At 70.1% G+C, this 24,742-nt stretch carries 21 protein-coding genes; 16 read left to right on the top strand and 5 right to left on the bottom strand.

Annotated elements, in window-relative coordinates; translation table 11 throughout:
• Nucleotides 1–2 precede the first annotated feature (2 nt).
• From NUG20_RS17880 to NUG20_RS17860, 5 genes are all read left to right on the top strand, one after another.
• Nucleotides 3–1,409, top strand: coding sequence for an NAD(P)(+) transhydrogenase (Re/Si-specific) subunit beta (locus NUG20_RS17880; RefSeq protein ID WP_263395768.1), 1,407 nt, complete (start codon nucleotides 3–5; stop codon nucleotides 1,407–1,409).
• Between the two features lie 67 nt (nucleotides 1,410–1,476).
• Nucleotides 1,477–2,868 carry an NAD-dependent succinate-semialdehyde dehydrogenase gene (locus NUG20_RS17875; RefSeq protein WP_263395767.1) on the top strand — a complete coding sequence of 464 codons (1,392 nt, stop codon included), beginning with the start codon at nucleotides 1,477–1,479 and terminating at the stop codon, nucleotides 2,866–2,868.
• Nucleotides 2,869–3,079: 211 nt separating this feature from the next.
• Nucleotides 3,080–4,219, top strand: a complete 1,140-nt coding sequence (gene mltB, locus NUG20_RS17870) for a lytic murein transglycosylase B (RefSeq protein ID WP_263395766.1) — start codon at nucleotides 3,080–3,082, stop codon at nucleotides 4,217–4,219.
• The gene (locus NUG20_RS17865) at nucleotides 4,216–5,658 is read left to right on the top strand and encodes a septal ring lytic transglycosylase RlpA family protein (protein WP_263395765.1); all 1,443 of its coding nucleotides are present in this window, start codon (nucleotides 4,216–4,218) and stop codon (nucleotides 5,656–5,658) included. Before mltB ends, NUG20_RS17865 begins: the two co-directional genes overlap by 4 nt.
• 193 nt (nucleotides 5,659–5,851) lie before the next feature.
• The gene (locus NUG20_RS17860) at nucleotides 5,852–7,063 is read left to right on the top strand and encodes a D-alanyl-D-alanine carboxypeptidase family protein (protein WP_263395764.1); all 1,212 of its coding nucleotides are present in this window, start codon (nucleotides 5,852–5,854) and stop codon (nucleotides 7,061–7,063) included.
• 339 nt (nucleotides 7,064–7,402) lie between these two features.
• On the opposite strand, the gene NUG20_RS17855 is transcribed toward NUG20_RS17860, so the two are convergent.
• Nucleotides 7,403–8,461, bottom strand: coding sequence for a lipid A deacylase LpxR family protein (locus tag NUG20_RS17855; RefSeq protein WP_263395763.1), 1,059 nt, complete (start codon nucleotides 8,459–8,461; stop codon nucleotides 7,403–7,405).
• A gap of 276 nt (nucleotides 8,462–8,737) precedes the next feature.
• On the opposite strand from NUG20_RS17855, the gene NUG20_RS17850 reads away from it, so the two are divergent.
• The 4 genes from NUG20_RS17850 (at nucleotide 8,738) to NUG20_RS17835 (ending at nucleotide 13,180) form a co-directional block, all read left to right on the top strand.
• Complete coding sequence (locus tag NUG20_RS17850; RefSeq protein WP_263395762.1) at nucleotides 8,738–9,016, top strand: DUF493 family protein; 279 nt, start codon at nucleotides 8,738–8,740, stop codon at nucleotides 9,014–9,016.
• A gap of 98 nt (nucleotides 9,017–9,114) precedes the next feature.
• A complete protein-coding gene (gene lipB, locus NUG20_RS17845; RefSeq protein ID WP_263398523.1) occupies nucleotides 9,115–9,717 on the top strand; it encodes a lipoyl(octanoyl) transferase LipB in 603 nt (200 codons plus the stop codon).
• A gap of 22 nt (nucleotides 9,718–9,739) precedes the next feature.
• Complete coding sequence (gene lipA, locus NUG20_RS17840; RefSeq protein WP_263395761.1) at nucleotides 9,740–10,756, top strand: lipoyl synthase; 1,017 nt, start codon at nucleotides 9,740–9,742, stop codon at nucleotides 10,754–10,756.
• 246 nt (nucleotides 10,757–11,002) lie between these two features.
• Nucleotides 11,003–13,180 (top strand): carboxy terminal-processing peptidase, encoded by a 2,178-nt coding sequence (locus tag NUG20_RS17835; protein ID WP_263395760.1) that lies wholly within the window; start codon nucleotides 11,003–11,005, stop codon nucleotides 13,178–13,180.
• A 592-nt stretch (nucleotides 13,181–13,772) separates the two neighbouring features.
• Here the strand turns inward: NUG20_RS17835 and NUG20_RS17830 are convergent.
• The gene (locus NUG20_RS17830) at nucleotides 13,773–14,516 is read right to left on the bottom strand and encodes a sulfite exporter TauE/SafE family protein (RefSeq protein WP_263395759.1); all 744 of its coding nucleotides are present in this window, start codon (nucleotides 14,514–14,516) and stop codon (nucleotides 13,773–13,775) included.
• Between the two features lie 85 nt (nucleotides 14,517–14,601).
• Between NUG20_RS17830 and NUG20_RS17825 the strand changes: the two genes are divergently transcribed.
• A complete protein-coding gene (locus NUG20_RS17825) occupies nucleotides 14,602–15,522 on the top strand; it encodes a LysR family transcriptional regulator (protein WP_263395758.1) in 921 nt (306 codons plus the stop codon).
• Between the two features lie 22 nt (nucleotides 15,523–15,544).
• Here the strand turns inward: NUG20_RS17825 and NUG20_RS17820 are convergent, their stop codons facing one another.
• Entirely contained in the window at nucleotides 15,545–16,423 is an 879-nt protein-coding gene (locus NUG20_RS17820) for an endonuclease/exonuclease/phosphatase family protein (RefSeq protein ID WP_263395757.1), read from the bottom strand.
• Nucleotides 16,424–16,731: 308 nt separating this feature from the next.
• Complete coding sequence (locus tag NUG20_RS17815; RefSeq protein WP_263395756.1) at nucleotides 16,732–17,115, bottom strand: VOC family protein; 384 nt, start codon at nucleotides 17,113–17,115, stop codon at nucleotides 16,732–16,734.
• A gap of 374 nt (nucleotides 17,116–17,489) precedes the next feature.
• Between NUG20_RS17815 and NUG20_RS17810 the strand changes: the two genes are divergently transcribed.
• The 6 genes from NUG20_RS17810 (at nucleotide 17,490) to NUG20_RS17785 (ending at nucleotide 23,542) form a co-directional block, all read left to right on the top strand.
• A complete protein-coding gene (locus NUG20_RS17810; protein ID WP_263395755.1) occupies nucleotides 17,490–18,545 on the top strand; it encodes a bifunctional nicotinamide-nucleotide adenylyltransferase/Nudix hydroxylase in 1,056 nt (351 codons plus the stop codon).
• Between the two features lie 64 nt (nucleotides 18,546–18,609).
• A complete protein-coding gene (locus tag NUG20_RS17805; protein ID WP_263395754.1) occupies nucleotides 18,610–20,034 on the top strand; it encodes a nicotinate phosphoribosyltransferase in 1,425 nt (474 codons plus the stop codon).
• 8 nt (nucleotides 20,035–20,042) lie between these two features.
• Nucleotides 20,043–21,149 (top strand): hypothetical protein, encoded by a 1,107-nt coding sequence (locus NUG20_RS17800; protein WP_263395753.1) that lies wholly within the window; start codon nucleotides 20,043–20,045, stop codon nucleotides 21,147–21,149.
• Nucleotides 21,142–22,206 carry a DNA methyltransferase gene (locus NUG20_RS17795; RefSeq protein ID WP_263395752.1) on the top strand — a complete coding sequence of 355 codons (1,065 nt, stop codon included), beginning with the start codon at nucleotides 21,142–21,144 and terminating at the stop codon, nucleotides 22,204–22,206. Before NUG20_RS17800 ends, NUG20_RS17795 begins: the two co-directional genes overlap by 8 nt.
• A gap of 78 nt (nucleotides 22,207–22,284) precedes the next feature.
• Nucleotides 22,285–23,031, top strand: a complete 747-nt coding sequence (locus NUG20_RS17790) for a DUF2242 domain-containing protein (protein WP_263395751.1) — start codon at nucleotides 22,285–22,287, stop codon at nucleotides 23,029–23,031.
• A 142-nt stretch (nucleotides 23,032–23,173) separates the two neighbouring features.
• Nucleotides 23,174–23,542 (top strand): glycine zipper 2TM domain-containing protein, encoded by a 369-nt coding sequence (locus NUG20_RS17785; RefSeq protein ID WP_263395750.1) that lies wholly within the window; start codon nucleotides 23,174–23,176, stop codon nucleotides 23,540–23,542.
• Between the two features lie 246 nt (nucleotides 23,543–23,788).
• Here the strand turns inward: NUG20_RS17785 and NUG20_RS17780 are convergent, their stop codons facing one another.
• On the bottom strand, nucleotides 23,789–24,676 hold the full coding sequence (locus NUG20_RS17780) for a TIGR01777 family oxidoreductase (RefSeq protein WP_263395749.1): 888 nt from the start codon (nucleotides 24,674–24,676) through the stop codon (nucleotides 23,789–23,791).
• Nucleotides 24,677–24,742 lie beyond the last annotated feature (66 nt).

The following is a 24,742-nucleotide window of genomic DNA, read 5'->3' as shown; positions in this document are numbered from 1 at the left end:
TCATGCTGCAGTTACTGGTGGAGCTGAGCGGGTTCGCCGCCGCCCTGTTGTTCGTTCTCGGCCTCAAGCGCATGTCCTCGCCGGTGACCGCGCTGCGCGGCATCGTGCTGGCCGGCATCGGCATGCTGGTCGCCGTCGCCGCCGCGTTCGGCTATCTGGCCGACCTGCAGCCGGGCGCGCAGCCGCGTGCGCTGACCAATCTCGCCCTGGCGCTGCTGGCGCTGGCGCTCGGCGGCGCCTGGGCCTGGCGCAGCGGGCGCAAGGTCGCGGTGACCGCGATGCCGCAGATGGTGGCGCTGTACAACGGCATGGGCGGCGGCGCCGCGGCCGCGGTCGCGGCCGTCGCGCTGACCTCGCGGCAGCCGCAGCACAGCGGCCTGCACCTGGCGGTGACCGTGCTCGGCGCACTGATCGGATCGATCTCGTTGTCCGGTTCGGTGATCGCCTGGGCCAAGCTCGATGGCCGCATCAACACGGCGTGGCGCTTCAAGGGCCAGAGCGGGTTCAACGCCAGCGTGTTCCTCTGCGCGCTGGCACTGGGCGGCTTGGTGGTCGCGCAGATCGGCGGCGGCTGGGCGGCGCTGGCGTTCTTCGTCGCCGCACTGGGCTTCGGCATCCTGATGACGCTGCCGATCGGCGGCGCCGACATGCCGGTGGTGATCTCGCTGTACAACGCCTTCACCGGGCTGGCGGTGGGCCTGGAAGGCTTCGCGCTGCAGAACCCGGCGCTGATGATCGCCGGCATGGTGGTCGGCTCGGCCGGCACCCTGCTGACCGTGCTGATGGCCAAGGCGATGAACCGGTCGCTGGCCAACGTGCTGTTCAGCAATTTCGGCGACGGCGCGGCGGTGGTGCAGGGCGACGTGCTGGGCCGCATGACCGCGGTCGATGCCGGCGATGCGGCGGTATCGATGCGCTACGCCTCCAGTGTGATCATCGTGCCCGGCTACGGCCTGGCGGTCGCGCAGGCGCAGGCGCGGCTGTACGAACTGGTCAAGCTGCTGCAGGCCGCCGACGTGGACGTGAAGTTCGCGATCCATCCGGTCGCCGGACGCATGCCCGGGCACATGAACGTGCTGCTCGCCGAGGCCGGCGTGCCCTACGACCTGATCTTCGACATGGAAGACATCAACGACAGTTTCGCCAGTACCGACGTGGCGCTGGTGATCGGCGCCAACGACGTGGTCAACCCGGCCGCGCGCACCGACAAGGCCTCGCCGATCTACGGCATGCCGATCCTCAACGCCGACCAGGCGCGCCAGGTCTACGTGATCAAGCGCGGCCAGGGCAAGGGCTATGCCGGCGTGGAGAACCTGCTGTTCTACGGCGACAACTGCGACATGGTCTACGGCGACGCCGCCGCGGTGCTCAACCGCATGGTGCAGGCGGTCAAGGAACTGGCCGTCTGACCGAACCGCTTCCCGTGCCGGCGCGACGACGCGGCGGCGCTTTCCGACCTTCCACGAGGACACGACCATGGCTTATGCGACCCGCAATCCCTACACCGGCGAACTGCTCGCCAGCTTCCCCGAGGCGACCGACGAGGCGGTGCTCGCCGCGATCGGCGCCGCCAATGCGGCCTTCCAGCAGTGGAAGAGCGCCTCCTTCGCCGAGCGCGCCAAGGTCATGCACGCGGCGGCGCAATTGCTGCGCGCCGACGTGCGCGGTTACGCGCAACTGCTGACCCTGGAAATGGGCAAGCTGATCGGCGAGGCCGAAGCCGAGGTGACCTTGTCGGCGGACATCTTCGAGTACTACGCGGTCAACGCCGAGCGCCTGCTGGCGCCGGAGAAACTGCCGGTGGCCGATCCGGCCGAGGGCGAGGCGATCGTGGTGCACGAGCCGCTGGGCGTGCTGCTGGCGATCGAGCCGTGGAACTTCCCGTACTACCAGATCGCGCGGATCATCGCGCCGCAGCTGTCGGCCGGCAACACGGTGTTGCTCAAGCACGCCTCCAACGTGCCGCAGTGCGCGGCCAGGTTCGAAACGCTGATGGCCGCGGCGGGGCTGCCGTCCGGCGCGTTCGCCAACCTCTACGCCACGCGCTCGCAGGTGGAGACCATCCTCAACGATCCGCGCGTGCACGGCGTGGCGCTGACCGGCTCGGAAGGCGCCGGCGCCATCGTCGCCGCGCAGGCGGCCAGGGCGCTGAAGAAATCGACGATGGAATTGGGCGGTGCCGATGCCTTCGTGGTGCTGGCCGATGCCGAGCTGGACAAGACGGTGAAGTGGGCGGTGTTCGGCCGCCATTGGAACGGCGGCCAGGTGTGCGTGTCGTCCAAGCGCATGATTGTCGTGCAAGAACTGTACGAGCAGTTCCTGCGCCGCTACACGGATGGCGTGGCCGCGCTCAAGGCCGGCGATCCGATGGACGCAGCGACCACGCTGGCGCCACTGTCCTCGCAGGGCGCGGCCGACGAACTGAAGCTGCAGATCGCCGCGGCGGTCGAACATGGCGCCACCGCCACCGCGGTCGGCCCGCCGGTGCCGGCACAGGGCGCGTTCGTGCAGCCGACCATCCTGACCAATGTGACCCCGGACAACCCCGCCTACTACCAGGAGTTCTTCGGTCCGGTGTCGATGCTGTTCGAGGCCGCCGACGAGGACGATGCGGTGCGCATCGCCAACGACTCGCCATTCGGCCTGGGCGGCTCGGTGTTCACCGCCGACACCGCGCGCGGCGTCGAAGTGGCCAAGCGCATCTCCACCGGCATGGTGTTCGTCAACCATCCGACCATGGTCAAGGCCGACCTGCCGTTCGGCGGGGTGCGCCGCTCCGGCTACGGCCGCGAACTGATCGGGCTGGGCATCAAGGAGTTCGTCAACCACAAGCTGATCGATGTGGTGGATATCGACGCGCCGTTCTGAGCGTCGCTGCCGCGCAGCACTGCGGGCCGTCGGTGGCAACCACCGGCGGCCTTTGCGTTTGCGGTGCCCGGCCGGCGATGCCGGTGCCGGTGCCGTGATCCACGAAGGCTCCCCGGCATGAATACGCCAACTGCGCTTGACTCGGCGCAAAGTTCTTTTGTTTCATGGCGTTATTGGTGGAAATTCATCTGGACTCTGTTAACCTGCCGGCATGATTCGACGCTCGCTGATTTGCCTGATCACGCTTGGCCTGGTCGCATGCGCGACCCAGCCCAAGGCTCCGACGCCGCCACCGCAGGCCAGTGCGCTGCCGCAAACCGCGCCGCCGCCCGCGCTGCCGGCCGGCACCGCGCCCGAAGCGGCGCCTGCGCCGCCGGTCGACCTGACCCCGGTGCCGTTCGAGATCGCGCGCGCCAACTTCGTCCGCGACACCGCGGCCAAGTACGGCCTGGACCCGGCGCAGATCGAGGCGACGCTGGCGCAGGCGCAGTTCAAGGATGCGATCGTGGCGGCGATGTCGCGCCCGGCCGAGCGGGTCAAGCCGTGGAACGAATACCGGCCGATGTTCATCAGCCAGGCGCGCATCGACGGCGGCCGCGCGTTCCTCGCCACGCACCGCGAGGAGTTGATGCGGGTGCAGGCGCGTACCGGCGTGCCGGCCGAGATCATCGTCGCGATCATCGGCGTGGAGACCAGCTACGGCAAGAATGCCGGCAGCTATCGCGTGCTCGATGCGCTGTACACGCTGGCGTTCCGCTATCCGCGCAGCGGCGACCCGGCCAAGCTCGAGCGCGAAGTGCGCCGCGAGCTGTTCTTCCGCGACGAACTCGGCCAGCTGTTCGCGCTCGGCCGCGAGGAGAACCTGGACGTCACTAAGCTGATCGGCAGCTACGCCGGCGCGATGGGCCTGGGCCAGTTCATGCCGTCCAGCTACCGCCAGTTCGCGGTCGACGGCGATGGCGACGGCAAGCGCAACCTGTTCACCGACTACGACGACGCGTTTTCCTCGATCGCCAACTACTTCGTCAAGAAGGGCGGCTGGGTGCGCGACGGCCTGGTCGCGGTGCCGGCCACGCTGCGTCCCGGCGCCGAGGAATTCAATCCGACCGACTGGACCCCGAGCCATTCGCTGGCCGACCTGGCCGCGCGCGGCTACCAGGCCAGCGCACCCGTTCCGGCCGGCGCCACCGCCACGCCGATCGCGCTCGACGACGGCAGCGCCGGCAAGCAGTACTGGCTGGGCTTCCAGAACTACTACGCGATCACCCGATACAACATTTCCAAGATGTACGCGATGGCCGTGTTCCAACTGTCCCAGGCCATCGCCGGCAAGGAGTTACCCCCGGCATGAACCCGAACGCGCTGCTCCGGATCGTCCCCGTCGTCGCCCTGCTGGCGCTGGCCGCCTGCAGCAGCGCCCCGAAGAAGACCGCAGGCGGCGCGGCGGCGCCGGGGGTCAAGGTGGAAGGCCGCGGTCCGGCGCATGTCGCCACCGGTTGCCCGTCCACCTCGCCGTACGCGCCGGCCAAGGAAGACCCGTCCACGCGCGGCAACTACACCGCCGGCGGCCTGTACGCGCCAGGGGTCAGCGACAGGACCCCGGACTACGTGCCCAACGTCGCCTGCATCCCGGAACCGCTGGTCACCGCCGAGCCGCGTTCGCCGGTCGGCAACCGTTCGCCGTACATGGTGCTGGGCCGCGAGTACAAGATCATCGACGACCCGGACAGCTACGTCGAACGCGGCACCGCCTCGTACTACGGCAGCAAGTTCCATGGCCGGCTGACCTCCAACCGCGAGGTCTACGACATGTACGCGTTCACCGCCGCGCACAAGACGCTGCCGCTGCCGAGCTTCGCACTGGTCACTAACCTGGACAACGGCGAATCGGTGGTGGTGCGGGTCAACGACCGCGGCCCGTTCCACGATGGCCGGGTCATCGACCTGAGCTACGCGGCGGCGGTTAAGCTCGGCATCACCGGCAAGGGCACCGGCCGGGTCGAAGTGCGTGGGCTGACCCCGGCCGACAACGGCAACCTGCTGGCGGCGCGCCGTGCCGGCAAGCAGGTCGCCACCGGCACCGCGCTGGCCAGCGCGGCGGCGGGGGCGGGCGCCGCCCAGACCGCCGCGGCGCGCCGCGCCACCGACATGGACAACCTGGTCAAGGCCTTGCCGGCCAAGTCGGCGAGCGTGGCCGCGGCCAAGCCGCCGGCGCGCGGCGCGGCGCTGGCCGCGCCCACCGCCGCCAATGCAGCGGCCGCCGCGGCCGCAATGCCGGAAGGCGAGCGCTGGCGCTACCGGGTGCAGGCCGATGCCGACACCGCGGCCAACGCCGACCATTTCGACGACTGGATGAAATCGCGCGGCGTGCGCGTGGCCACCGGCAAGCCGACCAAGCTCGACAAACCGGTCAAGGCCGATACGGCCGTGGCCGCCACGCCGGCACCGCCACGGCGCGCCACCGCCGCGCCCGCGCAGGCGCCCAGTGCCGTTGCCGTCGCGGCAACGCCCGCACCAACGCCACGCGCGGTCGCCGACGCCGCCGCGGCGCGCGGCCCGCTCGGCATCCTGCTGCAGGTGGCCAGCTTCGCCAGCCGCGACAACGCCAACCGCGCGCTGTCGCAGCTGGCCTCGGCCGGCATCGTCGGCGCCAGCGTCAGCGACATCGTCTCCGGCGGGCGCACGCTGTGGCGGCTGCGGGTCGCGGCCGAGGATCATGGCCGCGCCGCCGAGCTGGCCAGCCGCATCGCCGGCCTCGGCTTCGGGCGCCCGCAGATCGTCAAGGACTGAGCGCGCGAACACCGCGCGCACGCCTGCGGCGGCCGCTGCCGCGCAGTCACGACGACGGCTTACGGGCGCGCTCCGACACCGATGGCTTAACCGCCACTCCCGCCTGCACCGCCGCAGCGCCTGGCCGGGCGCCGGGTGGCCCTACAATGCCTCGTTTACCATCGGCCCTCGGGCCCGCCAGGAGTCGTTTTAGATGAAATTCCGCTTCGCCGTCGCCGCCGTGGCCACCTTCGCCGTCGGCCTGGTTTCCGCGCAGACCCCCGGCCCGGTGCCGGCACAGCCTGCCGCCGCTGCCGCCGCGCCCGCCGCGGTGGCGATCCCGCCGGCGCCCAAGCCGGCCGTGTCCAAGTCCTGGGTGCTGATGGACTACGCCACCGGTCAGGTGCTGGCCGGCGAGAACGAACATGTGCAGGTGGCTCCGGCCAGCATCACCAAGGTGATGACGTCCTATGTGGTCGCCGCCGAGCTGAAGCTGGGCAAGATCAAGCGCGATGACCAGGTCATGCTCAGCGAGCGCGCCTGGCGCGAGGGCGGCGCCGGCACCGACGGCAGCTACAGCGGCTTCCCGGTCAACCAGACCGCGCGCCTGGAGGACATGGAAAAGGGCATGGCGATCCAATCCGGCAACGACGCGGCGATCGCGCTGGCCGAACACACCGCCGGCAGCGAGGAAGCCTTCGCCGCGCTGATGAACAACTACGCGGCCAAGCTCGGCATGACCGGCTCGCACTTCGTCAACGCCCATGGCCTGTCCGCCGAAGGCCACCACACCACCGCCTACGACCTGGCACTGCTGGGCCGGGCGATGGTGCGCGACTATCCGGAGACCTACGCCTACAACAAGATCAAGGAGTTCAAGGTCGGCGACATCACCCAGCAGAACCGCAACTTGCTGCTGTGGCGCGACCCCAGCGTGGACGGCATCAAGACCGGGCACACCTCCGAGGCCGGCTACTGCCTGCTCAGCTCCGCGCAGCGCGGCGACCAGCGCCTGATCGCGGTGGTGATGGGCGACAGTTCCGAGAAGCAGCGCGCCGAGGACAGCCTTGCGCTGTTGAACTGGGGCTTCCGTTTCTTCGAGACCCACCGCCTGTACGAGCCGGGCAAGCAGGTCGCGCAGCAGCGCGTGTGGAAGGGCAGCGAGAAGGAAGTGCTGCTGGGCGTGGCGCAGCCGCTGCTGGTCGGCGTGCCGCGCGGCCGCTACAACGAACTGAAGCCGTCGATCGACGTGCCCAAGACCCTGGAAGCGCCGATCAAGCAGGGCCAGGCGATCGGCACGGTGAAGGTCTCGCTGGACGGCAAGGTCGTCGCGCAGGCGCCGCTGGTGGCGCTGAAGGCGGTCGAGGAGGCGGGCTTCTTCAAGCGCCTGTGGGACAGCTTCTGGATGTGGTGGGAAGCGGAGTGAGTTTCAAAAAAGCCGGCTTGCGCCGGCTTTTTTTTCGGGACTCGGGACTCGGGACTCGGGACTCGGGATTTTCGCAAGTTCGGTGCATTTCTGCTTTTCTGTAGGAGGGGCTTCAGCCCCGACGCGTTACCGGTAAGGCGTCGGGGCTGAAGCCCCTCCTACAGAAAAGCGGTTGCGTCCGAGCCGCAAAAAAAGGGCCGCTTTTTCTTAAAAAAGCGGCCCTTTTTGCATCAAATCGCTTGACAGGGATTTGCCCCGGAACATCATCCCGAGTCCCGAGTCCCGAGTCCCGAGTCCCGAGTCCCGAGTCCCGAGTCCCGAGTCCCGAGTCCCGGCCCTTCAAAGCCGCCGGCTGATCGTGAAGCTGCCGAACACCGGGGTCTGTTTCTGCAGGTCGAATTCGCGGGTGCTCCAGTAACGCGCCAGGGCGAACTTCCAGTTGCCGCGCATCACCGCCAGGCCGAAGCCGGCTTCGCCGACGAAGGGGCGTTTGTTGACGCTGTGGCTGTCGCGGAAGGTGTTGCCGTCCAGGGTGATGTCGCGCACCACCCAGCGCGCGTCGCTGGTCAGGAACAGGTGCGCCGACCAGCCGCGACCCATGCCGTAGCGGGGCGGGGCGGTGTTCTCGCCGGCCGGGCGCAGCGGCGAGCTGCCGAAGTCGTCCGGCAGCTTCCAGCCGAAGCGCACTTCGGCGCCGGCGTTGGCGTGGGTCTCCAGGGTGCCGAGCGCGCCGCCCCAGTGGCTGATCGCATCCCAGCCCCAGCCGTCGGCGTTGGTCGCCGCATCCCCGGGCCAGCGGCGCATGCGTTCGTGCAGCAGGCGGAACACCGGTTCGTCGTGCAACTGGTTGTCCCAGCCGAGGAACTTCTCGTCGCCGAGCGCGTCGTGCACCGCGTCCTGCACCTGCTTGCCCTGCGCCGACGGGCCGACCATGCCCAGGGTCAGCTGGGTCGTGCGCAGGCGGTCCTGGTTGCGCGCGTTGTAGCCGAAGTTCACCGCCAGCACGGCGGCGTAGGGGCGGTCGTCCTTGATCAGGTCGCGGCGGGTCTTGTCGGTCGGGGTGAAGATGGCCTGGCCGAAACTGAAGACCATGTTCTGCTGCTCGAACTCGCCCGGGTGCAGGCGCTCCAGGTAGCGGTTGACCGCCCGCGCCAGCCGCGGCAGGCAGGGATCGTCGGTGAAGTCGACCAGGTTCGGCGAGACCAGGGTCACGCCGAAACCGTTGGTATAGCCCTGGTCCTGGTCGGCGCCGCCGAACAGGTCGTTGTCGATCCGGAAGTTCACCGTCGGCGGCGTGTCCTGCAGCGCGCTGCCGGTGCAGCGATCGGCGGCAACGGCGGGCAACGAGGCGATGGCGAGAACGACAGCAGCGGCGAGAGGCAGGCGCGATGACGGCATGGCACGTTCCCTGTACGGAGGAAGGGGGGAGGGTGTGGCGCGACGCTAGCGGGCCGGCTGCGCGGATGCCGTGAAAGCCGGTCCGCGGAAGAGGCTGAACGGCAGCATAGGGCGCGGTCCGGGCCGGGCGAAAGCCATGTGGCCGTATCGCTTCGTCCCATCGGCGTCGCTTGCCAACCCGGCCCGCATGCTGGCGCTGCAGGACCGCCGCTGCATGCCCGTGCGTAGCGGGCGCGCGGCCTTGGGTTTGCCCGGCGCCGGCCCGATAATGCAGCCATGGACATCACCTCCGACAACCCCGAACACGGCTTCCAGTTCCCCGGCGTCTTCGAGCTCAGCGCGATGGGCAACGCCAACACCGGGCTGGAGACCGAACTGCCGCGCCTGCTGGCCAAGGCCGGCGTGGACGTGCTGGAAGAGCGCATCAGCTGGAAGCATTCGTCCAACGGCAAGTACGTGTCGGTGCGGATCGCCTTCCGCGCCGCCGACCGCGCCCAGTACGACGCCGCGCACCTGGCGCTGCGCGAGCATCCGGAAGTGAAGTGGACGCTGTAGCCGGCGCCGCGGCAGTGGCGCCGCAGCCGGCCCCGGCGTTGCCGCCGTGCCTGGTCCGCGATCTCGGTCGCCAGCCCTACGCGCCGGTGTGGCGCGCGATGCAGCGCTTCACCGATGCGCGCGAGGAGGCCAGCGCCGACGAGCTGTGGGTGGTCGAGCACGAACCGGTGTTCACTCTCGGCCAGGCCGGCAAGCCCGAACACGTGCTGGCGCCCGGCGAGATCCCGGTGCTGCACGTGGACCGCGGCGGCCAGGTCACCTACCACGGCCCCGGCCAGCTGGTGGTGTACCCGCTGCTGGACCTGCGCCGGCTGAAGATCGGCGTGCGCGACTACGTGTGCCGCATCGAGCAGGCGATCATCGACACGCTGGACGAATGGAACATCCTCGGCCAGCGCCGCGACGGCGCGCCCGGGGTCTACGTCGGCGCGGCCAAGGTTGCCGCGCTCGGCATCCGCGTGCGCCGCGGCTGCACCTTCCACGGCCTGTCGTTCAACGTGGCGATGGACTTGGAGCCGTTCCACCGGATCAACCCCTGCGGCTACCAGGGCCTGCAGGTGACCTCGGTGCTAGACTTGGGCGGTCCCTCCGGCATGCAGGCCGTCAAACCGGTGCTGCTGGCCCAACTGGCGCGCCAGTTCGGGCTGACCCTGCAGCCGCTCGACGCCTTGCCCGACCTCACGCTCACGCACGCGGCCTGACCGCCTGCCCGCCGACGACGCCATGACCCAGCCCAGCGCACGCACCATCCCCTTGCAGGTCCTTTCCGGCGACAGCGCGCCCGCGCCCGCGCCATTGCAGGCCGGCGTCAAGCAATTGGGCGGAGACAAGATCAACCGCTCGCCGGTGCAGTTCGCCGACGCGCCGGTGCTGCGCAAGCCGTCGTGGATCCGGGTGCGGATCCCGTCTGGCAACGCGGTGCAGAACCTCAAGGCCAAGCTGCGCGAGAACCGCCTGGTCACGGTCTGCGAGGAAGCGAGCTGCCCGAACATCCACGAGTGCTTCAGCCACGGCACCGCCACCTTCATGATCCTGGGCGAGGTCTGCACCCGCCGCTGCTCGTTCTGCGACGTTGCCCACGGCCGGCCCAAGCCGCCGGACGCCGGCGAGCCGGCCAGCCTGGCGCAGACCGTGGCCGACATGGGCCTGCGCTACGTGGTGGTGACCAGCGTCGACCGCGACGACCTGCGCGACGGCGGCGCCCAGCACTTCGCCGACTGCATCGGCGCGATCCGCGCCAAGGCCCCGGCCACCCGCATCGAGATCCTGACCCCGGACTTCCGAGGCAAGGGCCGCATGGACCGCGCGCTGGAGATCCTGGCGACCAATCCGCCGGACGTGTTCAACCACAACATCGAGACCGTGCCGGACCTGTACCCGAACGTGCGCCCCGGCGCCGACTATCAGTGGTCGCTGACCCTGCTGCAGAAGTTCAAGGCGCAGCACCCGGCCATCGCCACCAAGTCCGGGATCATGCTCGGCCTGGGCGAGACCATGGAGCAGGTGCAGGCCACGCTGCGCGACCTGCGCGCGCACGACGTGGACATGGTCACCATCGGCCAGTACCTGCAGCCCACCGCGCACCACCACCCGGTGATGCGCTACTGGACGCCGGAGGAGTACAAGGCGCTGGAGGAGTACGGCAACGCGCTGGGCTTCAGCCATGTCGCCTCCGGGCCGATGGTGCGCTCGTCTTACCACGCCGACCGCCAGGCCGCCGGCGCCGGCGTCGCCGCCTGAGCGGCGCGGCGGCACCGATCCCGCATTCGATCGCCACGTCCGGCGCCGGCCGGGCGCTGGCCGCATGCCCGCTGCGCCGGCCTTTGCGCAGGCCCGCGGCCGCTGCACCGGCGCCATTCACACTTCGCTACCGGGCCGCCGCTAGTCTGGTTCAGGAAAGGTGACACGGCCTGCAACTTGCGGCACTGTCGTGTTGTCTCACGCGATCTGCAGCCCCCCTGACGGCCTGGTGCCGAGAGTACGTAGATGAAATTCAAAGCTTCCGTCTTTCTGCTGGCGTTCGCGCTGACCGCGCCGCTGGCGCTGTTCGCCCGCACCGACGCGCCGGCGCTGCCCGCGGCCTCGACCGCCGACCAGTCCACCACCGCCAAGCTGGTCTACGGGCTGCTGTCCGACAGCCGCTACGCCTACCGGCCGCGCGCGCTCGACGAGGCGACCTCCAAGGAAGTCTTCAAGAAGTACCTGGAGACGCTGGACGGCAGCAAGCAGTTCTTCACCCAGGCCGACGTCGACAAGTTCGCCCCGTTCCAGGCCAACCTCGGCGCCAATATCGCCTCCGGCCAGCTGGAGCCGGCGTTCCAGGTGTTCGCCGTGTACCGGCAGCGCGTGGACGAGCGCATCGGCTATGCGCGCAAGCTGCTCAAGCAGGACTTCGATTTCAACGGCAGCGAGAAGTTCGAGTACGACCGCAAGGACGTGCCGTGGCCCAAGGACAACCAGGAACTGGACGCGCTGTGGCGCAAGTCGGTGATGAACGACTGGTTGCGGCTCAAGCTCGCCGGCAAGAAGCCCGAGGACATCCGCAAGACCCTGGACAAGCGCTACGCCAACCTCGCCGATTCGGTGAAGGAGCTGAAGAGCGAGGACGTGTTCCAGTTCTTCATGAACGCCTACACCAACACCGTCGACCCGCACACCGACTACTTCACCCCGCGCACCGCCGAGAACTTCAACCAGCAGATGTCGCTGTCGCTGGAAGGCATCGGCGCGCAGCTGCAGAAGCAGGACGACATGGTGGTGATCCGCGAGGTCATCCCCGGCGGCCCGGCCGCGGTGGACGGCACGCTGAAGGCGGGCGACCGCATCGTCGGCGTCGGCCAGGGCAAGTCCGGCCAGGTCGAGGACGTGATCGGCTGGCGCATCGACGACGTCGTGGCCAAGATCCGCGGCGACAAGGACACCCAGGTGCGGCTGGAATACATCCCGGCCGAGACCGGCGTGGACGGCAAGCACCGCCAGTTGCTGCTGACCCGGCAGAAGGTGCGCCTGGCCGAGCAGGCCGCCAAGGGCGAGACCATCACCCTGCCGGCGAAGGACGGCGAACCTGCGCGGCGCGTCGGCGTGATCAAGCTGCCGGCGTTCTACCAGGACTTCGAGGGCCGTCGCCGCAACGCCAGCGACTACGCCTCGGCGACCCGCGACGTGGCCAAGCTGCTGGCCGGCTTCAAGACCGACAAGCTCGACGGCGTGGTGCTGGACCTGCGCAACAACGGCGGCGGTTCGCTGGACGAGGCGATCGAACTCACCGGCCTGTTCATCGAGCAGGGCCCGGTGGTGCAGGTGCGCGAATCCGGCGGCCGCGTCACCGTCAACAGCGACGACAAGCCGGGCGTGGCCTGGGACGGCCCGCTGGCGGTGCTGATCAACCGCGGCTCGGCCTCGGCCTCGGAGATCTTCGCCGGCGCCATCCAGGACTACGGCCGCGGCCTGATCATCGGCGAGACCAGCTTCGGCAAGGGCACGGTGCAGAACATCGTCGACCTGGACCGCTGGCCGGCCAACGAGACCGACCGCTTCGGCCAGGTCAAGCTGACCATCGCGCAGTTCTTCCGGGTTAGCGGCAGCAGCACCCAGCACAAGGGCGTGGTGCCGGACATCGCGTTCCCGGCCAGCGTCGACGCCACCGAGTTCGGCGAGAGCACCTACGACAACGCCCTGCCGTGGACTCGCATCGCCGCGGTGCCGCACACCCAGTACGGCAACTTCGCGCCGCTGCTGCCGAGGCTGGAGACGCTGCATGCCGGCCGCATCGCCAGCGACAAGGAATTCCAGTGGTGGGAAGAGGACGTGCAGCAGTTCCGCACCGAAGCGGCGAAGAAGTACGTGGTGCTCAACGAGGCCGAGCGCCGCGCCGAGCGCGAGAAGCAGGACGTGCAGCGCAAGCAGCGCCAGGAGATGCGCAAGCAGCTCGGCCTGCCGCTGGACCCGCTCGCCGACGACAGCAGCGACGACGGTCTGACCGGCAACGAGCGCGACATCGTCAAGGACGCCGCGCGCGAAAAGCTGGTCGACAAGCGCCCGGATCCGCTGCTGCGCGAGTCGGCGGCGATCCTGGCCGACGCGTTGAACCTGCTGGAAAAGGACCGTCCGCTGTCGGTGCAGGTGCTGCCGCAGTCAACCGGCCCGGGGCGCTGGGCCGACTGAGCCCAGCCTCCACCGCCGCGCGAAAACAGACGCGCCATCGCCCAGCGGTGGCGCGTTTTTCGTTGTGCGTTCGCGCGGTTGCGCGCAGCCGCCTGCGTTCGTCCTGAGTGCCGAGCGATCCCGCGGCGGCCAGCGCGGCATTCGCCGATCCCTCTGGCGAATGCTCCAGGCCGATCGCATCGCCGCTGGAGCGCGCGCCGCCGCGTTCGTCGTGATTGCGCTGGCGCGAGGCGCTGCGCACGGCTTCAAGGCCTGCGATGGCAGCGCAGTGCGCTGTAGGAGGACTTCGGCCCCGACAGCGAGCGGAGCTTGGAAATCCGCTGCTTCGTTCGTCGCGGCTGAAGCCGCTCCTGCAGGGACCTGCGACGCGCCCGCTGGGTGCACTGTAGGAGCGGCTTCAGCCGCGACCCGAGCCCCGCCGCCGCATTCGCTCCCTTATCGGCTGAAACCGAAACACCGCGACGCAGTCGCGCCGACCGGCCCTTTTGTGGGAGCGACTTCAGTCGCGACGAGCTTTCCCGAGAACGCCATCGCAACCAGCGATCCAAGCCACCGGCACTTCGACAGGTGGACATCGATTCGATCGAAGCGCCTAGCCCCATGCCTGCCACAACTGATGCAGGCCCAGCGCCAGCAAGGTCAGGAAGAACAAGCGACGGAACGCCTCGGCGGAGATGCGCTGGCGGACCCGCGCGCCGAGCCACATGCCCGCCACGGTCGGCAGCAGCGCCAGCAGCGACGGCCCCAGCGCCGCGCGCGCGAATGCGCCATGCCAGGCCAGCGCCGCGGCCAGCGCCAGGGTGGCGGTGCCGAAGCAATAGCCCAGGGCGCGCATCAGCGTGTCGCGTGGCAGGCCCAGCGCCACCAGGTAGGGCAGCGACGGCAGCACGAACACGCCGGTGGCGCCGGTCAGCAGGCCGGTCGCCAGCCCGGCCGCCGGGCCGGCCCAGGGTTCGTGCCGCGGCGGCAGCCGGCCCTGCCAGCGGCTCAGGCCGAGCAGGGCGTACAGCGCCAGCAGCGCGCCGAGCCCACCGCGGGCCAGCGCCGGATCGGCGCCGACCAGGATGCCGGCGCTGAGCCAGGTACCGACCACGATCGTCGCCAGCAGCGGCCACAACCGGCGCAGCAGCACCGCCGCACCGTCGCCCCAGGCCTGCTGCAGGTTGGTCAGCAGCGACGGCAGCACCAGCAGCGCGGCCGCCTCGGGCGGCGCCAGCCACAGTCCGAGCAGGCCCATCGCCACCGTCGGCAGGCCGGTGCCGGCGACGCCCTTGACGAAGCCGGCCAGGCAGAACACCGCGGCGACCGGCAGCAGATGCGGGATCAGCGATTGCATGCCTGCAGCATCGGGCGTCCGGCGGCGGCGGACAATGCGCGATCGCTTCAGGCAGACTTCGGCAACGACGAAGGCTGGAGTGGCGATGCATCTGGATTTCATCGACTTGCGTCTGTTCGCGGCGGTGGCCGAGGCCGGCAGCATCACCGCCGGCGCGGAACGGGCCGTGTTGTCGCTGGCCGCGGCCAGCGCCCGCATCCGCGCGCTGGAACTGCAGGCGGGGACGGCGCTGTTCGTGCGCGGCCGCCGCGGCGTGACCCTGACCGCGGCCGGCGCGGCGTTGTTGCGGCATGCGCGGCAGCTGCTGCGCCAGGCCGAGGCGATGCGCGCCGAACTGGGCGAACACGCCGGCGCCAACCAGGCCACGGTGCGGCTGCTGGCCAATACCGCGGCGCTGTACGAATGGCTGCCCGAACTGCTGGCCGAGTTCCTGGTCGCGCATCCGCGTATCGACCTGGCCTTGCGCGAGCTGGGCAGCACCGCCGCCGCCGATGCGGTGCGCGAGGAACGCGCCGACCTGGCGGTGATCGCCGACCATGCCGACCTCGCCGGCCTGCACGCGCAGGCGTTCCGGCAGGACCGGCTGGTGCTGGTGGCGGCCGCCTCGCATCCATTGGCGCAAGCGCCGCAGCTGCGCCTGGCGCAGCTGTGGCAGGCGGAATTCCTCGGCCTGGCCGACGACAGCGCGTTGCAGCGGCACCTGCGCACGCAGGCCGCGCGTGCCGGCGGCCAGTTGCGCATCCGCGCCCACGTGCACGGCATCGAGCCGCTGTGCCGGATGCTGGCGCGCGGCGCCGGCGTGGCGATCCTGCCGCAGGCGGCGCTGGCCAGGGTCAGCGTGCGCGCGCAGCTGGTCGCGGTGCCGCTGCATGAAGCGTGGGCGGCGCGGCAGCTGTCGATCGTGTGGCGGCCGGCGCCAGCACCGGTGCCGGCGGTGCGTCAGGTGGTGGACTGGCTATGCGCGCACGCCGATGGCGCCGCGCCGACACAGGGGTCGGCGCAATGACGCGGCACGCCGACGGAGCGGTTCAGTGCGGCCAGGCGAACTCGGCCATCACCGGGAAGTGGTCCGACGGCCAATGCCCCTGCGGCCGCGCGTCCAGCGTGGAGAAGCGGGTGGCGCGCAGCCCGCGCGACAGGATCCAGTCGATGCGCCGGTCGGGATGGCCGGTGAAGTCGTGGAAGGTCGCTTCCGGCCCTTGCGGCTGCGGCGCCTGCGCGCGCGCGTCGGCCAGCGCGGGAACCAGCGTGCGGTAGGTGGGCGAGTCCGGCGCGGTGTTGAAGTCGCCGGTGAGCACCACCGGCACGTCCGCCGGCAAGGCCTGCAGGCGCGCGAGGATCAGCGCGGCACCCTTGGCGCGCGCCGCCTCGTCCTCGTCGCGATACGGAAGATGCGTATCGAACAGATAGAAACGGCGGCCGTCGGCGATGCGTTCGAACAGCCCCCAGTTGACCATCCGCGGCAGCGGGTGGCCCCAACTGATGCTGCCGACCACCGCCGGGGTGTCCGACAGCCAGAAGTCGCCCGATTCCACCAGCTTCAGCCGGCGGCTGTCGTAGAACACGCCCATGCGCTCGCCGTCCTCGCTGCCGTCGCGGCTGCGGCCGAACCAGCGGTAGTCGGGCAACTGCGCGGCCAGGTAGTCGGCCTGCAGCTTGACCAGTTCCTGGGTGCCGAACAGGTCCGGATGCTGCGTGCGGATCAGCGCCGCCATCGCGCTGCGGCGGATCTCCCAACGCTTGTCGCCATCCTTGTCGACCGGCACGCGCACGTTGAAGCTCATCACCTTGAGCGGAGCCGGCGCGGGCGCGGCGCCCGCCAGCGGCGCGGCGAGGAGGGCGAACAGCGACAGGGCGAACGCAAGCGCCACGGCGCGTACGCGGGGAAAGGGCGAGGAAGTCGGCATCGGAAACATCTCTTGGATGACAGCGGGAAGCGCGGGCGCAATGGTGGCATGCACGGCGCGGCATGGGCCAGCGCCGGTGTGCAGGTTTTCGCATCTGCACGCTACGCCAGACATGTTGCGTTGTTGCAACGGAACCGGCGCGCAATGTCCGGCACGATGCCGGGCGGTGCGCGACATGCGCTTGCGCAGGCGCGCGAATCGACACCGCACGCATGCCGGCGCAGGGGTGCGCATATCTGCAGGGATCCGCTGCGGGCGCAGGCGATGCGTGATCGGGAACGCGGTGTCGCTGCGCACTCCCGGTCGTGTCAGTCCCAGGTGTTGGGCTGCGCACCGGTGGCGGGATCGCCCATCTTGACCACGCAGAAACGGTGTCCGGTCGGCGCTTCCATCACCCACCAGCGTTTGACGAAGCCGATGCGGCGCGCGCCGAGGCGCTCCAGGCGCGCGACCTCGGCGTCGATGTCGTCGCTCTCGATATCCAGGTGCACCCGCGACGGGTGATCGACGCGCTGCACTTCCACGTGCAGCCCGGCCGGGGCGCCCTGCAGCTCGGCGTATTCGGCGCCGAGTTCGGAGTAGCTCGGCGCAGCTGGATAACCGAGCGCCGCGCTCCAGAAGCGCGCGCCCACCTCGGCATCGGTGTCCTGGCAATCGATGATGAATCCGGCAAGACGGCTGCGATGGGACATGGTCGCGTGCTCCTGTTCGGGGAACGAAAAGGCTAGCGCGATCGTGTGCGCTGCGCGCGCTGCAGCGCAGCGCCGTACGCTGCCTGCGCGTGCGGCAAATGCGGCGCTTGCGCAGGCATGCGTCGCAGCTGCGACGCCGGGAAAATGCCGTACTTCTTGCGCGACGGTGCTGCCTTGCCTTCGACGTCCGCAGCCGGTGCCGTGACTCGGAGACAACGCAGCAGTGGTTGCGCCACGCATGCGGCACGAATCGCACGCACAGTGCCCCGCCGCGCACTGCCAGCCGCACGCGAGACTTGACGCCTTCGCGCATCGGCGTAGCATTTGCATCACGCCAAGGGACAGACCCGCGGCGACCCCAATCACCGTGAGGGATGCTCATGGAATACGACTATCTTGTGTTCATCGGGCGCTTCGAGCCCTTCCATAACGGCCACGCCGCCGTTGCCCGCCATGCACTGGCGCGCTCGCAGAAACTCATCTTCCTGATCGGCTCCGCCGAAACCCCGCGCACCATCCGCAATCCGTGGACCGTGGCCGAGCGCAGCGTGATGATCCAGGCCGCGCTCGACGGCGCCGGCGAACGCCTGATCCTGCGCCCGCTGCGCGACCACCTGTACAACGAGAGCCAGTGGATCGCCGCGGTGCAGTCGGCTGTGGCCGAGGCGGTGCGCGCCGACGGCGGCGGCGCCGAGGCGCGCATCGGCCTGGTCGGCATGGACAAGGACGCCAGCAGCTACTACCTGCGCGAATTCCCGCAGTGGCCGCTGGTCGACGTGCAGCATACCGAGACGCTGTCGGCGACCGAATTGCGCCGTTACCTGTTCGAGGCCGGCAGCATCGATTTCCACGGCGCGCTGCTGATGCTGCGCGGCAACGTGCCGGCGCCGGTGTTCGACATGCTCGAGGCGTTCCGCAAGAACTCGCCGTCGTACGCGGAACTGCTCGCCGAATACCAGTTCATCGAGCAGTATCGCGCGGCCTGGAAGGAGGCGCCGTATCCGCCGACCTTCGTCACCGCCGACGCGGTGGTGGTGCATTCGGGTCACGTGCTGCTGGTACGGCGCCGCGCCGCGCCGGGCAAGGGCCTGTGGGCGCTGCCGGGCGGCTTCGTCGGCCAGCACGAGAGCATCTTCGAGGCCTGCCTGCGCGAACTGCGCGAGGAAACCCGGCTGAAGATTCCGGTGCCGGTGCTGAAGGGCTCGCTGAAGAACCGCCACGTATTCGACCATCCCGAGCGCAGCCTGCGCGGGCGCACCATCACCCATGCGTTCCACTTCGAGTTCACCTTCGGCGAACTGCCCGAGGTGCGCGGCGGCGACGATGCCGACAAGGCGCGCTGGATCCCGGTCAGCGAAGTGCTGGGCATGGGCCCGAAACTGTTCGAAGACCACCTGCACCTGCTCGAATTCTTCCTGGGCCGCGGTTGACTGCGGCCTGCCCCGGCCGGCGGACAGACCGCTGGCTTTCCCCGACGCGAAGGAGCTTCCCGTCATGCAATGCCTGAACAACCTGCTGCTCAACACCGATAGCTACAAGGCCAGCCACTGGCTGCAATATCCGGCCGGCACCGATGCCACGTTCTTCTACGTGGAATCGCGCGGCGGCGTCTACGACCGCACCGTGTTCTTCGGCCTGCAGTCGATCCTCAAGGAGGCGTTGGGCCGCGCCATCACCCATGCCGACGTCGACGAGGCGCGCGACCTGTTCGCCGCGCACGGCGAGCCGTTCAACGAGGCCGGCTGGCGCGACATCGTCGATCGCCTCGGCGGGCAGTTGCCGATCCGCATCCGCGCCGTGCCCGAGGGCAGCGTGGTGCCGACCCACAACGCGCTGATGACCATCGAGTCCACCGACGCGCAGGCCTACTGGGTGCCGTCGTATCTGGAAACGCTGCTGCTGCGCATCTGGTATCCGGTCACCGTGGCCACAGTCAGCTGGCACGCCAAGCAGACCCTGCGCCAGTTCCTGGAGCGCACCAGCGACGATCCGGAAGGGCAGCTGCCGTTCAAGCTGCACGACTTCGGCGCGCGCGGCGTGTCCAGCCTGGAGTCGGCGGCGATCGGCGGCGCGTCGCACCTGGTCAACTTCCTCGGCACCGACACCGTGTCCGGGCTGCTGCTGGCGCGCGCCCACTACCACGAGCCGATGGCCGGCTACTCGATTCCCGCCGCCGAGCACAGCACCATCACCAGCTGGGGCCGCGAGCGCGAGGTGGACGCGTACCGCAACATGCTCAGGCAGTTCGGCAAGCCCGGCGGCATCGTCGCGGTGGTGTCCGACAGCTACGACATCTTCCATGCGATCCGCGAGCACTGGGGCACCACGCTGCGCGAGGAGGTGATCGGCTCCGGCGCCACCGTGGTGATCCGCCCCGACTCCGGCGATCCGGTCGCGGTCGTGCACCAGTGCCTGGAGCTGCTCGACGAGGCCTTCGGCCACAGCGTCAACGGCAAGGGCTACAAGGTGCTCAACCACGTGCGCGTGATCCAGGGCGACGGGGTCAACCCGACCAGCATCCGCGCGATCCTGGAGCGCGTCACCAGCGCCGGCTACGCCACCGACAACGTCGCCTTCGGCATGGGTGGCGCGCTGCTGCAGCGGCTGGACCGCGACACCCAGAAGTTCGCGCTGAAGTGTTCGGCCGCGCGCGTGGACGGCGAGTGGATCGACGTCTACAAGGATCCGGTCACCGACAAGGGCAAGCTCAGCAAGCGCGGGCGCATGAGCCTGCTGCGCCATCGCGAGTACGGCGGCTACCGCACCGAGCCGGTGCCGGCCAGCGCGGCGTCGCTGGACGCGGTCGCGCGGCCCGCCGGCTACGACGACGCGATGGTCACGGTGTGGGAGAACGGCCGCTTGCTGCACGACTGGACGTTCGCGCAGGTGCGCGAGCGCGCGAACGCGGCGCGCCTGTAGGTGCGGCGATGGACGCCCGCATGGAGTTGGCGCCGCCGCTGAGCGGCGCCTCGCCGCTGTTCGCCGCGTTGCGCGCCGGCATGCCGCACCTGGAATGGCGGGTGCCGGCCGCCGACGATGCCGCGCGCTGGCGCGTGCAGCGCATCGGCGGCCGCGACTACCGCGTCGCGCAGCCGGTCACCTTCACCCCGTACGCGTCGGTGCGGCCGTGTTCGGCGCGCTGCCGTTTCTGTTCGGAAACCCTGCGCCCGCACGTCGGCGGCACTGCGGCGGCCAGCCTGCGGCCGCCGCCGGAGTATTTCGCGATGCTGCGCCAGGGCCTGGCGCAGTTGTCCGGGCTGCCGCTGTCGCAGTCGCTGTCGGGGCTGGAGATGACCGACGACGAAGCCTGGTTCCTGCAACTGCTGGACACGCTGGGCGCGGCCGAACGCGATGGACTGCTGGTCGAACAGCGCGTGCTGTACAGCAACGGCGCCGGTTTCGCCCGCGGCCGCGGCGATGCGCTGCTGCAGGCCTTGCAGCGCTTCGGGCTGTCGTGGGTGGAACTGTCGCGACACCATCCGCAGCAGGCCGGCAACGACGCGATCATGCGCTTCCGCGACGGCGAGGCGATCGCCGATGCGCAGGTGTTCGCCGCCACCGCGCGGCGCATCGCCGAGGCGGTGCCGCTGCGCCTGGTGTGCATCCTGCAGCACGGCGGCATCGCCGATGCCGACGGCGTGGCCGGCTATCTGCACTGGGCGCAGGAGTGCGGCGCGCGCACGGTGATCTTCCGCGAGTTCTCGCGACTGGGCGACGGCTATCGCGCCACCGGCACCCAGCGCTACCTGGCGCAGGCCCGGGTCAGCGTGGAGCAGGTCGTGGCCGCGTGCATGGCCACGCCATGGTGGCGCACGCTGCGGCCGCTGCAGATCACCGAAGGCTATTACTTCTGGAACCTGCGCATGGCCGGCGCCGACGGCATGGAGGTGGTGTTCGAGAGTTCCGACTACACCGCGATGCACACGCGCCACGACAGCGGCGACATCTACAAGCTGGTGTTCTTCGCCGACGGCCGCCTGTGCGCGGGTTGGCAGCCGGACCGCGATCTGCTGTGGCAGGCCGCGCATGGATAGCCGCAGCTGGTGGACGCCGCCGCCGGACCCGCCCGAGCACCGGCTGCCCGAGGACCTGCGCCAGCGCGATCCGCTGGGCGCACGGGACTGCGGTTGGGTCAGCCAGATGCGCCCGTTCGTGCGCCAGTTCAGCGCGCCGGGCGGTTGTGTGCTGGATCCGTTCTGCGGCTTCGGCAGCACCTTGCTCGCCGCGGAGCTGGAAGGCAGGCGCGGGCTGGGGCTGGAGATCGACGCGGCGCGCGCGGGGCTGGCGCGCGAGCGGCTGCAGCGGCTCGGGCTGCACGCGCAGGTGCGGGTCGGCGCGCTGCCGCAGCTCGCGCTGGAGGCGCCGGTCGACCTGTGCCTGACCAACGTGCCGTACTTCGGTTGCGACTGGCCGGGTGCGGCGACGCCGGGCCAGCTCTACGCCAGCACCGACTACGCGGCCTATCTGCACGGCTTGCGTGCGGTGTTCCATGCGGTGCGCCGCGGCCTGCGCGACGACGGCTTCTGCATCGCGATGGTGGAGAACGTGGAGATCGGCGGCGTGTGCGTGGCGCAGGCCTGGGACCTGGCGCGGCTGCTCGGCAGCCTGTTCGTGCCCTGCGCCGAGCGCGTGCTGTGCTACCCCCGCGACAGCGCGCAGGCGCTGGCGCCGGGCGACGCCCGCAGCGATCGCAGCCACGAGTACGCGCTGATCTTCCAGAAACGGCGCGAGCCGATCGACCTGCCCGGCACCGCGCACCTGCTCGCCGCGCTGCTTGAGGACGGGTTCGACTACGCGCTGTACGGCAGCTACCCGGACTGGCTCGCCGACCCGGCCGCGGCCGCGCGCCTGCCCGGCGACGTGGACCTGCTGTTGCCGCGCGATCCCGGCCAGCTGCAGCGGCTGCTGGACTGGTTGCGTGCGCGCGGCTTCGCGCTCAGCCTGTGGGGCGAGCCGCTGGCGTCGCCGCCGACGCTGGCCGTACTCGACGCCCACCACTACCTGCGCGCCGAACGCCGCGACCGCGGCGGCGGCCTGCTGCGGGTGGACCTGTCGCTGCAGCCGGCAGCGGACGCACTAACTGCGGGATGAGCGCGGGCGACGGCATCAAGGCCGTCTCGACACGCTTGCGGCTATCCTTGGTCGGTTCCTTCCTTTCGGTCCACGGCCATGTCCGCTTCCTCCAACGTCCTCGCCCTTCCTGCGCTCGTGCTGGTCGCGATCGGCCTGAGCGGCTGCTTCAACCGCAAGCAGGACAACCTGGTGAAGGAGACCTTCAACTCCGACAACACCTATTCGCGCAGCTATCCGGTGCAGCCGGGGCAGGCCTGCGAATCGGCACGGCGCGCCTTGCTGAGCCAGGGTTACGTGGTCGCCAAGGCCACCGCCGATGCGGTCGAAGGCACCAAGAACTTCCAGCCCAACCAGGATTCGCACGAGCAGCTGGAGTTGCGCGTGTCGTGCGTGGCGCACGGCCAGGACGAGTCCTGGGTGTTCGTCAGCGCGTTGCAGGACCGCTATGCGTTGAAGAAGAGCGCGACTTCGGCCAGCGTCGGCGTCGGCGTGCTCGGCTCGGTGTCGCTGCCGGTCGGCAGCAGCGACGACTCGCTGGTGCGCGTGGCCAGCAGCACGGTGCAGGACGGCGATTTCTACAAGCGCTTCTTCGAGCGCATTGCGCAGTACCTGCCGAAGGCCAAGCCGGCCCCGGCCGAGCCGCCGCCGGCCGCGGAGCCAAAGGCCGAGCCCGCTGCGGCGATGCCGCCTGCATCCACACCAGCGCCAGCACCGACACCAGCAGCACCGGCAGCACCAGCACCAGCAGCATCTACACCGACGACGGCCGATGCCGCACCTGCGCCGGTCACGCCTGTGGCGCCTGTCGCGCCGGCCGTTGGCGACGCCACCACGCCACGGTGAGCCTGTTGTTCACTCGCTGCTGTGGAAGCTGAATAGAGGGATTTCGCTTCACGATCCATTCGCAATGGCGATGCAAAGGTGGCGCCTGTCGGGAGTGCGATGCGTGCTAGCGCATCGGCTCCGCCACCCAGGAGCAAGCAGCATGAACACTTTCAAATCCGCGTTGTGTCTCACCGTCCTCGCCGTCGCCACTGCTGCCGCGCCGCTGGCGCAGGCGCAGCGCCACTACGGGCCGGAAGACGCCGGGCGCCGCTTCAACGACGGCACCCGCGTGCACTGCAAGAAGGTCGCGGTGCAGAAGAACAGCACCGACCCGAATCGCATCGGCGGCACCCTGGCGGGCGCGGCGATCGGTGGCCTGCTCGGCAACCAGGTCGGCAAGGGCAACGGCAAGAAGCTGGCCACGGTCGGCGGCGCGGTCGCCGGTGGCGCCACCGGGCGCTACATCCAGGGCCAGCGCCAGCAGGCCAACGGCAACCGCCAGGTCGAGACCGTCTGCACGCGCTATTGAGCCGCCGCCGCGATCGGCCATCGCGGCGCACTCGGACACAGCAACGCCCCGGCGGACAGCCTCCGCCGGGGCGTTTTGCGTTGTTGGAGCGCTGCGACGGCGTGCGAGCGAATGAATGCAGCCAGGCCGTGAACGTCGGCCCATGACACGCTTTTTGTAGGAGCGGCTTCAGCCGCGACCGGGCGTCACCGGTAACGCCCGGTCGCGGCTGAAGCCGCTCCTACAAAAGCGTCGCAACTGGCTGCTTTAGCCGACCGCGGCGCCCAGCGCAGCGCCTAGTTCCGGATAGCGGAACCCATAGCCTTCCTGTTGCGCGCGCGTCGGCAGCACCCGCTGGCTGCCCAGCAGCAGGTCGGCCATCTCGCCGAAGGCCAGGCGCAGCGCCGCGGCCGGCGCCGGCAGCAGCGCCGGCCGGTGCAGCGTGCGGCCGAGCTGCGCGGCGAAATCCGCGTTGGTCACCGGGGTCGGCGCGGTGGCGTTGTAGGCGCCGTCGCCGCCGTGCTGCAGCAACCACAGCAGCAGGCCGACGTGATCGTCGCGATGGATCCAGCTCATCCATTGGCGGCCGTCGCCCATGCGGCCACCCAGGCCGAGCCGGAACGGCGGCAGCATCCGCGCCAGCGCGCCGCCATCGTTGCCCAGCACGACCCCGGTGCGCACCAGCGTGGTCCGCACGCCCAGCGCCTGCGCGCGCAGCGCCTCGGCTTCCCAGTCGCGGCACAGCTGCGCGGAAAAATCCGCACCGGCCGCGCTGCGTTCGTCGAGCAGGTCGCTGCCGCGGTCGCCGTAGTAGCCGATCGCCGAACCGGACAGCAGGCAGACGGGGCGTTGCGCTGCGTCCAGCTGCGCGATCCAGTCGATCAGCGCGCGGGTGGTGCCGATGCGCGAGGTGCGGAAGCGGCGTTTGCGGGTCTCGTTCCAACGGCCCTCGCTCAAGGACTCGCCGGCAAGATTGATCACCGCGTCCGCAGGCGCTGCGTCGTGCAGGTCCTGCAGCGGCTGTACGCCCGGCAGCGCGCGCGCCGCGCGCGTCGCATCGCGGGTCAGGACGCTGACCCGGTGCCCGGCCTGGAGCAGGGCAGGGCACAGTGCGCGGCCGATGAATCCGGTGCCGCCGGTGACGAGCACATGCATGACGCTGTTTTCCGCGAGCGGGGAGCGGCAGTGTAGGGCGGGCCGGCATTGCAGCCGGGTGAACGC

The organism is Xanthomonas sp. CFBP 8443, assembly GCF_025666195.1.
Classification (GTDB): Bacteria; Pseudomonadota; Gammaproteobacteria; order Xanthomonadales; family Xanthomonadaceae; genus Xanthomonas_A.
The sequence above is the reverse complement of the archived record's forward strand: the minus strand, read 5'-3'. Positions and strand labels throughout refer to the sequence as shown.